Genomic DNA, 10,575 nt, shown 5'->3' with positions numbered 1-10,575 from the left:
GTTCGGGGCCCTCGCGGCGGTCAGCTTTCCCGTCGCATTCCTGGTGTCGGCGGTCTTCCCCGCACTCTCCGTGCCGATCGTCCCCGACGATCCACGTCCCGAGAGTCCCGACGAGAGGGCCGACAGTCCCGAAAAGAATTCCGACCGCGTCGGCTGATTCAGCACGGTGGGGATGTCCGGAAACACGAAATGCCACGGTGGCCGGTCGGCCTACCGTGGCATTCGTGTCGGTTCGGTTAGAGGCAAGCGGCGATTCGTGCGCCGATCTCTTTCGTCGACGCAGTCGTGGTTCCCCGCTCGGCGAGGTCCGCTGCGACAGCGGCTTCCACACGCGCCGCTCCTGCCGCGTCGCCGAGATGATCGAGTAGCAGCGACACCGACAGGATGGCAGCGGTCGGATCGGCCTTCTGCTGCCCTGCGATGTCGGGAGCGCTGCCGTGCACGGGCTCGAACATGCTCGGATTGGTACCGGTCGCATCGATGTTTCCGCTTGCGGCCAAACCGATTCCACCGGTCACCGCCGCCGAGAGGTCGGTCACGATGTCGCCGAACAGATTGTCGGTGACGATGACGTCGAACCGGCCCGGGTCGGTCACGAGGTGAATCATCGCGGCATCGATGTGCTGGTACGCGACCTCGACGTCCGGGAACTCCGCCGCGACCTCGTCCACTGTGCGAGCCCAGAGGCTGCCAGCGAAGGTGAGCACATTGGTCTTGTGCAGCAGCGTCAGATGCTTGCGCCGCGTCAGCGCCCGCTCGAAACCGTTGCGCACCACCCGTTCGACGCCGTAGCGGGTGTTGACACTGACCTCGGTGGCCACCTCGTGCGGCGTGCCGACGCGAAGCGCTCCACCGTTTCCGGTGTACGGACCTTCGGTGCCCTCACGCACGACCACGACGTCGATCTGCTTGTCACCGGCCAACGGCCCGACCACTCCGGGGTACAGCTTGGCCGGGCGCAGATTGATGTGGTGATCGAGCTCGAACCGAGCTCGCAACAACAGTCCACGCTCGAGCACGCCGCTGGGCACCGACGGATCTCCGATGGCTCCCAACAGAATTGCGTCGTGCTCACGCAGTTCCGTCAACACCGAGTCCGGCAGCAGTTCTCCGGTTGCGTTGTAGCGACGAGCACCGAGGTCGTACTCGGTCTTCTCGGCTCCGGGTGCGACCACGTCGAGCACGGCGAGCGCCTCGGTGACGACCTCGGGTCCGATTCCGTCCCCGGCGATGACGGCCAGCTTCATCTCACTCCTCGTGATTGTTCGACTTCGTTCGATCGACTGCGAGCGATGCTCAGGACAGGTCGACCAGCTCGATGGTGGACGCGCCGACCGCCGATGCGATGCTCGCGCTCAGCTCGTCCGGAACGTCCTTGTCGACGCGCAGCAGAATCGTTGCACCGTCGCCCTCGGAGTCCTGGCTCAGGGCGGCGGCCTGGATGTCGATGCCGGCATCGCCGAGCAGGGTGCCGATCCGGCCGAGGCTGCCGGGCTGATCCGCGTAGTTGACGATCAGGTTCTTGCCCTCGGCACGGAGGTCGAAGTTGCGACCGTTGATGTTGACGATCTTCTCGACCTGCGTGGTGCCGGTCAGCGTGCCCGCGACGTTGAGCACCGAACCGTCGCCGTAGACGGCGCGAATGTCGACGACGCTGCGGTGGTTCTCGCTCTCGGAGGCTGTGGTGACCTCGGCGGTGACGCCACGCTCCTCGGCGAGCGAGGGGGCGTTGACGAACGTGACCGCGTCCTCGATGACGGCGGAGAAGAGTCCGCGCAGCGCCGAGAGCTTGAGGATCTCGACGTCCTCGGTGGCGAGTTCGCCGCGAACGTCGACCGACAGCGAGGTGGGAAGTTCGGTGGACAGAGCGCCGAGCAGCACACCCTGCTTGCGCACGATCTCGAGCCACGGGGAGACCTCCTCGCCCACGGCACCACCCTTGACGTTGACGGCGTCGGGCACGAATTCGCCTGCGAGAGCGAGCAGTACGGACTTGGCGACATCGGTGCCCGCGCGGTCCTGGGCCTCGGTGGTCGACGCGCCGAGGTGCGGGGTGACGACGACCTGAGGCAGCTCGAACAGCGGGCTGTCGGTGCACGGCTCGGAGGCGTACACGTCGATTCCCGCGGCGAAGACGTGGCCGGAGGTGATGGCGTCGGCCAGGGCCTGCTCGTCGACCAGTCCACCGCGAGCGGCGTTGACGACGATGACACCGGGCTTGGTCTTGGCGAGGGCTTCCTTGCCGATGATTCCCTTGGTCTCCGGGGTCTTCGGCAGGTGAACCGAGAACATGTCGGCACGCTCGAGCAGCTCGTCCAGGCTCACCAGTTCGATGCCGAGCTGGGCGGCGCGGGCGGCCGAGACGTAGGGGTCGTAGGCGATGATGTGGGTCTCGAATGCGGCCAGGCGCTGCGCGAACAGCTGACCGATGCGGCCGAGTCCGACGACGCCGACGGTCTTGCCGAATATCTCGACACCGTTGAACTTGCTGCGCTTCCACTCGTGCTGACGCAGGGTGGCGTCGGCGGCGGGAATCTGGCGCGCGGCCGACAGCAACAGCGTCACCGCATGCTCGGCAGCGGTGTGGATGTTGGAGGTCGGGGCGTTGACGACGAGGACACCGCGCTCGGTGGCTGCAGGTACGTCGACGTTGTCCAGGCCGACACCGGCGCGGGCGACGATCTTGAGCTTGGTTCCGGCGGCCAGAACCTCTGCGTCGACCGTGGTCGCGGAACGCACCAGGATCGCGTCGGCCTCGGGAACCGCGGCGAGCAGCGCGGGGCGATCCGGGCCGTCGACCCAACGGACCTCGACGCCGTCGCCCAATGCCTCGACGGTGGACGGCGCAAGTTTGTCGGCGATCAGAACGACAGGACGGCCTGGCTGGCTCACGTGAAAAACTCCCTATGTCGGTTCGAGACTGTTGTCGATGAAAATTCGGAGCTGGTGCAGCAGAAACAGTTTAGAGGCCGGAGACGTCGAGCTGCGACGCCACCTGGTGCACGCACCGAAGGGCACCCCTACCGATGCAGGGGTGCCCTTCGATCAGCATGCGTGCGAACGTGATTCGATGAGAATCAAGCCGTTTCGGTGATCGGGCGATCGACCCAGCTCATCAGGTCGCGCAGCTTCTTGCCGGTGACCTCGATGGGGTGCTCGGCGTTGGCCTTGCGCAGGCCTTCGAGCTCGGTGTTGCCGTTCTCGACGTTGGCGACCAGGCGACGGGTGAACTCACCCGACTGGATGTCGGCCAGGATGGCCTTCATGCGCTCCTTGGTGCCTGCGTCGATCACGCGCGGGCCCGAGAGGTAGCCACCGAACTCCGCGGTGTCGGACACCGAGTAGTTCATCCGAGCGATGCCGCCCTCGTACATGAGGTCGACGATGAGCTTGAGCTCGTGCAGCACCTCGAAGTACGCCATCTCGGGCGCGTAGCCGGCCTCGACCATGACCTCGAAGCCCGTCTTGACGAGCTCCTCGGTGCCACCGCACAGCACGGCCTGCTCGCCGAAGAGGTCGGTCTCGGTCTCTTCCTTGAACGTGGTCTTGATGACGCCTGCGCGCGTTCCACCGATGCCCTTGGCCCAGGACAGGGCCAGTGCCTGACCTTCGCCCTTGGGGTCCTGGTCGATGGCGATGAGCGCGGGAACACCCTTGCCGTCGACGAACTGGCGACGCACGAGGTGGCCGGGGCCCTTGGGTGCGACCATGCCGACGGTGACGAACTCCGGAGCCTTGATCAGGTCGAAGTGGATGTTGAGACCGTGGCCGAAGAACAGCGCGTCGCCGTCCTTCAGGTTGGGCTCGATCTCCTCGGAGAAGATCTTGGCCTGCGCGGTATCGGGTGCGAGCACCATGATCACGTCGGCCCATTCGGACACCTCGGCGGGAGTGCCGACCTTCAGGCCCTGCTCCTCCGCCTTGGCGCGGGACTTCGAGCCCGCTGCCAGGCCGATGCGCACATCGACACCGGAGTCGCGCAGGCTCAGCGAGTGCGCGTGGCCCTGGCTTCCGTAACCGATCACAGCGACCTTGCGGCCCTGAATGATCGACAGATCAGCATCGTCGTCGTAGAACATCTCGACTGCCACTGTTTGTAACCTTTCCTCTTCGATTTCGCTGAAAATCACGTCCGTCGCTCAGCGCGACGCTGTGATCGATTTCGGTCCACGTCCGACGGCAACGACTCCCGACTGAACTATTTCTCGAATTCCATAGGGGTCCAACATCTTCAACAACGCATCGAGCTTCGAGCGGGTGCCCGTCGCCTCGACCGTCACGGCCTCGGGAGACACGTCGATCACCTTGGCGCGGAACAGGTTCACCGTTTCGATGACCTCACTGCGCACACTGGCGTCGGCGCGGACCTTGATCAGCACCAACTCGCGAGCCACCGAGGAGTCGTCGTCCTGCTCGACGATCTTGATGACGTTGATGAGCTTGTTGAGCTGCTTGGTCACCTGTTCGAGCGGGAATTCGTCGACGGTCACCACGATCGTCATCCGCGAGATCTCGGGAATCTCGGTGCCGCCGACGGCAAGCGAGGAGATGTTGAATCCACGGCGCGAGAACAGCGCGGCGACGCGGGCCAGCACACCTGGCTTGTCCTCGACGAGGACGCTGAGGGTATGGCTCGTGCTCACTTGTCGGTGCCTTTCACGTCGTCGATCTGCGGGTGCGGGGCCTGCTCGCGCTCCATGGCCTCGTCGAGGCCGGGCTCGCTGCCCACGGTCTCGTCCTCGTCGAACAGCGGACGGATTCCGCGGGCGGCCATGATCTCGTCGTTGCCCGTTCCGGCAGCGACCATCGGCCACACCTGCGCGTCGGCTCCGACGATGAAGTCGATGACGACCGGACGATCGTTGATCGCTCGCGCCTGCGCGATCACCGCATCGACGTCCTCTTCCCGCTCGCACCGCAGCCCGACGCAACCGAGCGCCTCGGCGAGCTTCACGAAATCGGGAATGCGGACGGCACCGTGGGTACCGAGGTTGGTGTTGGAGTAGCGCTCTTCGTAGAACAGGGTCTGCCACTGACGGACCATGCCGAGGTTGCCGTTGTTGATGAGCGCGACCTTGATCGGGATGCCCTCGACCGCACAGGTCGCGAGTTCCTGGTTGGTCATCTGGAAGCATCCGTCACCGTCGATGGCCCACACCTCGGCGTCGGGGAGGCCCCTCTTGGCACCCATTGCGGCCGGGACCGCGTACCCCATCGTGCCGAGGCCACCCGAGTTGAGCCACGTGCGCGGCTTCTCGTAGTTGATGAACTGCGCGGCCCACATCTGGTGCTGACCGACGCCGGCGCAGTAGATCGCGTCGGGTCCGGCGAACTTGCCGACCGAGCTGATGACGAACTCCGGGGACATCGATCCGTCGGCCGGGCGGTCGTAGCTCAGCGGGTAGGTCTTGCGGATGCCGTTCAGGTAGACCCACCACTGCTCGAGGTCGAGCGTGGTTCCGGTCGCGCGGTCCGCCCGCAGCGCCTCGATGAGCTCGGTGATGACCTCACGGCAGTCGCCGACGATCGGCACGTCCGCGTAGCGGTTCTTGCCGATCTCGGCAGGGTCGATGTCGGCGTGGATGACCTTGGCATCGGGGGCGAAGGACGAGAGCTGACCGGTGACGCGGTCGTCGAACCGGGCACCGAGCGTGATCAGCAGATCGCTCCGCTGCAACGCGGCCACCGCGGCGACGGTCCCGTGCATACCCGGCATTCCCAGGTTCTGATTGTGCGAGTCGGGGAACGCGCCGCGAGCCATCAGAGTGGTCACGACCGGAATTCCGGTCAGTTCGGCGAGCTCGAGCAGTTCCGCCGAGGCGTCGGCCTTGATGACGCCGCCGCCCACGTACAGCACCGGCTGCTTGGCGTCGGCGATGTAGCGGGCTGCTTCGCGGACCTGCTTGCCGTGCGGCTTGGTGACCGGACGGTATCCGGGCAGACGCATCTCCGGCGGCCACGAGAACGTGGTCTGTGCCTGCAGCACGTCCTTGGGGATGTCGACGAGCACGGCACCGGGACGGCCGGAGGAGGCGATGTAGAAGGCCTCGGCCATGATGCGCGGGATGTCGGCACCGTCGGTGATGAGGAAGTTGTGCTTGGTGACCGGCATCGTGATACCCGAGATGTCGGCTTCCTGGAAGCCGTCCGTCCCGATCAGACTGCGGGCGACCTGACCGGTGATCGCGACGACCGGAACCGAATCCATCTGAGCGTCGGCGAGTGGGGTCACGAGGTTGGTCGCGCCGGGACCGGACGTCGCCATGCAGACGCCGACCTTGCCGGTCGCCTGGGCGTAGCCCGTCGCGGCGTGACCGGCACCCTGCTCGTGGCGCACCAGAATGTGGCGCACCTTCACGGAGTCGAAGAGCGGGTCGTAGACCGGGAGAACCGCGCCACCGGGAATGCCGAATACGGTGTCGACGTCGAGTTCTTCGAGGGCCCGAACGACCGACTGTGCGCCGGTGACCTTCTCCGGTGCGACGTGGCGTCGCGAACCGTTGGTCGCCGCTTCTGCGGACGGGCTGGTCGACGGGCTGGAGGCTGTCCCCGACTTACGGGTCGTGGGCCCTGGGCGTGCGGTTGGTGCGCTCACTGATTGCTTCCTCAGGAATGTGAAATTGCTGGGCGATCTCTGGGCAAGAAAAAACCCCCGTCAGCGTGAGCTGTACGAGGGTGGCGCGTCGATGCGAGTTTGAACAACCGGCTCAGGCGTTGACGCGCCGGCCGATTACGAGTATCCAATTCCGCTTCACGCGCTCGACGGTAGGCGCGCGCACAGGGAAGAGTCAAACTCGTCACGACGCAATCCCATTATGTGAGATCGCGTAGATGCAATGCGAAGATGAATGGGTGTCGTCTTCGCAGCAGTCCGAACCACCTCGGCCATCATCCCACACCGCACCCGAGTCACCGAACGGTGCCGAGGGAGCGCAACCATCGAGAACCCAGGTCATCCGAGTCCCGCGCCTCGCGCTCCTCGGCGTCGGCCTGCTGCTGTTCGGCACCGGACTGACTGCCGCCAGCTGGCCCGCGGCCATGGGATGGCTGCTGATCCTGCCGATCGTCGCGGGCATCTGGGTGTTTCGAGTGCGCACGGTCATCTCTCCCGAGGCGATCACGGCTCGACGGTTCGTGGGTTCGGATGTGATCGCGTGGGAATCGGTGGCGGGTCTGCACTTCCCGGATCGCCGCTGGGCGCGGGTGGTCCTGACCGACAAGAGCGAGAAGTCGTTGCCGCTGGTGCGATTCGATCTGCTCCCCCAACTCGCCGTGGCCAGCGGCGGCCGGATCACCGACCCCTATGCCGCTGCAGCAGCCGCGGCCGAGGCCGAAGCTCGAGACCTCGAGGACGGCGAGAACGGCGACGAACAGGCAGCGAAGGAGCAGTAGTCGGCGGCGAGTAACCTCGTCGATGCGAGAAACCGCTGCAACGAACGAGGACAACGCACTATGCCGCCGCTACGCTCACGGGTCACCACTGTCGGACGCAATGCCGCGGGCGCGCGCTCGCTGTGGCGCGCCACCGGAATGACCGATTCGGATTTCGGAAAGCCCATCGTCGCCATCGCGAACTCGTACACCCAGTTCGTCCCCGGCCACGTGCACCTGAAGAACGTCGGCGAGATCGTCGCCGACGCCGTCCGGGCGGCAGGCGGAGTTCCCCGGGAGTTCCACACCATCGCCGTCGACGACGGGATCGCCATGGGCCACGGCGGCATGCTGTACTCGCTGCCCAGCCGCGAGATCATCGCCGACTCCGTCGAGTACATGGCGAATGCGCACACCGCCGACGCGCTCGTCTGTATATCCAACTGCGACAAGATCACTCCCGGCATGCTCAATGCGGCGATGCGCCTGAACATCCCGGCCGTGTTCGTCTCCGGTGGACCGATGGAGGCGGGCAAGGCCGTGGTCGTCGACGGCGTCGCGCAGGCACCGACCGACCTGATCACCGCGATCTCCGCCAGTGCCAACGACGCCGTGTCCGAGGCAGGCCTCGACGAGGTCGAGCGCAGCGCGTGCCCCACGTGCGGCTCGTGCTCGGGCATGTTCACGGCGAACTCGATGAACTGCCTCACCGAGGCGCTCGGCCTGGCCCTGCCCGGCAACGGCTCCACCCTGGCCACTCATCAGGCCCGTCGAGCACTGTTCACGCGTGCCGGCACCACCATCGTCGAGGCCGCTCTGAAGTACTACCGCGACGAGGACGAATCCGTACTCCCCCGCAACATCGCAACTCCGGCCGCGTTCCGCAACGCGATGGCTCTCGACGTGGCGATGGGAGGGTCGACCAACACGGTGCTGCACACCCTCGCCGCCGCACAGGAGGGCGAGGTCGACTTCGACCTGGACACCATCGACGCCATCAGCCGTAAGGTTCCGTGCTTGTCGAAGGTCTCCCCCAACTCCGATTACCACATGGAAGACGTGCACCGCGCCGGCGGAATCCCGGCCCTCCTCGGTGAACTGCGGCGCGCGAACCTCCTCGAAACCGACGTCTCGACCGTGCACACGAAGAGCTTCGAGGAATGGCTCGACACGTGGGACATTCGATCCGGCAAGGCGTCCGCCGAGGCCGTCGAGTTGTTCCACGCCGCCCCGGGTGGTGTGCGCACCGTCGAACCGTTCTCCACGGGAAACCGCTGGTCCTCGCTCGACACCGACGCCGCAGGCGGCTGCATCCGCGATCTCGAACATGCCTACACGGTCGAGGGTGGCCTGGTGGTACTGCGCGGCAACATCGCCGTCGACGGTGCGATCCTCAAGACCGCAGGCATCGACGAGGAGCTGTTCTCCTTCCAGGGTCCGGCACTGGTCGTCGAGTCGCAGGAAGAAGCCGTCTCGGCCATCCTGCAGAAGAAGATTCGGCCCGGCGATGTGCTGGTCGTTCGCTACGAGGGCCCCAAGGGCGGTCCGGGCATGCAGGAGATGCTGCACCCGACGGCCTTCCTCAAGGGTGCCGGTCTGGGCAAGGTCTGCGCACTGATCACCGATGGCCGCTTCTCCGGCGGAACGTCGGGACTGTCCATCGGACACATTTCCCCCGAGGCCGCTGCCGGCGGTGTGATCGGGCTCGTGGAGAACGGTGACCAGGTCTGGATCGACGTCGCGACTCGCACCCTCGAGATCCTCGTCGACGAGGAGACCCTCGAGACGCGGCGAGCGAAGATGAACGCGTCCGAGCGACCGTGGCAGCCGGTCGACCGTCAGCGCACGGTCACCACCGCTCTGCGCGCCTACGCGGCGTTGGCGACATCGGCGGACAAGGGTGCTGTTCGCTACGTCCCCTGAGGGTGAAACGCACGTGAGCGGAACGTCGTAGCAGGCTACGAGGTTCCGCTCACGTGGTCTGGACGGTATCCGGAGTCAGCGGACGACGGGGTTGGCCCCGTTGAGGAAGATCCAGATGCACACGCCCGCGGCGATACCGACGACGAGTGCGAGGAACGAACCGATCCGCGGCCGGGTGGCCCATCCGCGTCGGCCGTCGAATGCGATCTTGCCCGGGCCCGTGAGGATGATCGCGGCAGCGGCGAAGCCGAGAACCGTCTCGTACTCCACGCCGCCGGTGCCCGAGAACTGCAGTCCGGGCTCGACGGCTTGCTTGAAGCACCAGGCGTTGATGATCGTGGCGAGCACAGCGGCACCTGCCAGTGGTGTTGCCAGACCCAGGATCAGCAGCGCGCCGCCGAGGGTTTCGCCTGCCGCGGCCGCGATCGCGAGGATCTCCGAGTAGCGGAATCCGGAAGTCTCCAGCAGGTTCTGAAATCCGTCGAGGCCGGGGCCGTTCCACAGTCCCACGAGCTTCTGCAGTCCGTGACCGAGAAACACCGCGCCGATGGTGACGCGAAGGATGAACAGGCCCAGGTCGGTGCTGCCGCGGCGCGCGGGAACCTCGACGGTCTCCGTACGAATCTCCGGCTCGGACGCGACTGCTGCTGCCGGAGCCGCGGCAGCGGTGGTGCCCAGATACTCGGTGGAGCGATCGGAGTACGCACTCGACGACGTCTTGTCGGAGGCCGACGGGCCGTCGGTCGGCGAATCGGCAAAGGCCGACGGGCGATATGCCTGCATCTTCTCCGTCGGCTGTGCATCGGCCGAGCGTGCATCGGACGAGGACGAGTGCGGAAAGTCGAGTTCGTCGTCGGTTCGTGGCAGTCGGTCCGAACGCTGAGCGCCGAACGCCGTGGTCGGCGCACCCGAGGTGTCGGTGCGGTCGGACGCCGGCGTCTCGGTGGTGGAGCGCGAGGAGGGTGGAATCTTCTCCGTGGGATTGTCGTACGGACTTTCGGCCGGTTCGTACGACGTATCCGGCCGGTTGGGGTCGCGCGGTGTATCGGTCACCTCTCCACACTAGAGCCGAAGTGCGCTCCTCACCGACGTTGACGCTCACGGCCGCGTGGCGAGTCTCCCTCGGCGTTCCGTACCGTTCGAAGCATGAAGCCGGTCGGAGCGTCGCCACGAACTGCAACCGCTGCCGTCGTCGCCCTGACGATGACCGCTGCCCTGCTCGCCGGGTGCGCCCACCTCCGGCGCAGGAGTGAACGGCGACGCATTCGAGTCGTCGAATCG

General features: G+C 66.1%; 8 protein-coding genes. 2 read left to right on the top strand and 6 right to left on the bottom strand.

The genetic code is table 11. The features are described 5' to 3' along the window. Nucleotides 1-236: 236 nt before the first annotated feature. From CH256_RS26835 to CH256_RS26815, 5 genes are all read right to left on the bottom strand, one after another. A complete protein-coding gene (locus tag CH256_RS26835) occupies nucleotides 237-1,247 on the bottom strand; it encodes a 3-isopropylmalate dehydrogenase (protein ID WP_094671427.1) in 1,011 nt (336 codons plus the stop codon). 49 nt (nucleotides 1,248-1,296) lie between these two features. Continuing rightward, nucleotides 1,297-2,892 carry a phosphoglycerate dehydrogenase gene (serA, locus tag CH256_RS26830; RefSeq protein WP_094642254.1) on the bottom strand — a complete coding sequence of 532 codons (1,596 nt, stop codon included), beginning with the start codon at nucleotides 2,890-2,892 and terminating at the stop codon, nucleotides 1,297-1,299. A gap of 185 nt (nucleotides 2,893-3,077) precedes the next feature. Then, on the bottom strand, nucleotides 3,078-4,079 hold the full coding sequence (gene ilvC, locus CH256_RS26825; RefSeq protein ID WP_170944858.1) for a ketol-acid reductoisomerase: 1,002 nt from the start codon (nucleotides 4,077-4,079) through the stop codon (nucleotides 3,078-3,080). 60 nt (nucleotides 4,080-4,139) lie between these two features. Next, a complete protein-coding gene (ilvN, locus tag CH256_RS26820) occupies nucleotides 4,140-4,643 on the bottom strand; it encodes an acetolactate synthase small subunit (RefSeq protein WP_032397758.1) in 504 nt (167 codons plus the stop codon). Beyond that, nucleotides 4,640-6,595 carry an acetolactate synthase large subunit gene (locus CH256_RS26815; RefSeq protein WP_068049511.1) on the bottom strand — a complete coding sequence of 652 codons (1,956 nt, stop codon included), beginning with the start codon at nucleotides 6,593-6,595 and terminating at the stop codon, nucleotides 4,640-4,642. The genes ilvN and CH256_RS26815 overlap by 4 nt, the downstream gene beginning before the upstream one ends. Nucleotides 6,596-6,852: 257 nt before the next feature. On the opposite strand from CH256_RS26815, the gene CH256_RS26810 reads away from it, so the two are divergent. Together CH256_RS26810 and ilvD are read left to right on the top strand one after the other, a co-directional pair. Then, the gene (locus tag CH256_RS26810) at nucleotides 6,853-7,392 is read left to right on the top strand and encodes a PH domain-containing protein (protein ID WP_179272245.1); all 540 of its coding nucleotides are present in this window, start codon (nucleotides 6,853-6,855) and stop codon (nucleotides 7,390-7,392) included. Between the two features lie 60 nt (nucleotides 7,393-7,452). Then, on the top strand, nucleotides 7,453-9,294 hold the full coding sequence (gene ilvD / locus CH256_RS26805) for a dihydroxy-acid dehydratase (protein ID WP_094671425.1): 1,842 nt from the start codon (nucleotides 7,453-7,455) through the stop codon (nucleotides 9,292-9,294). Between the two features lie 75 nt (nucleotides 9,295-9,369). Here the strand turns inward: ilvD and CH256_RS26800 are convergent, their stop codons facing one another. Then, nucleotides 9,370-10,347: a DoxX family protein gene (locus CH256_RS26800; protein ID WP_094671423.1), complete on the bottom strand. Its 978-nt coding sequence runs from the start codon at nucleotides 10,345-10,347 to the stop codon at nucleotides 9,370-9,372. Between the last annotated feature and the right edge of the window lie 228 nt (nucleotides 10,348-10,575).

The sequence above is a fragment of the Rhodococcus sp. 05-2254-6 genome, assembly GCF_002258565.1.
GTDB lineage: Bacteria > Actinomycetota > Actinomycetes > Mycobacteriales > Mycobacteriaceae > Rhodococcoides.
Note: the sequence above shows the minus strand (reverse complement) of the source record. Positions and strands in the feature narration are given on the sequence as shown.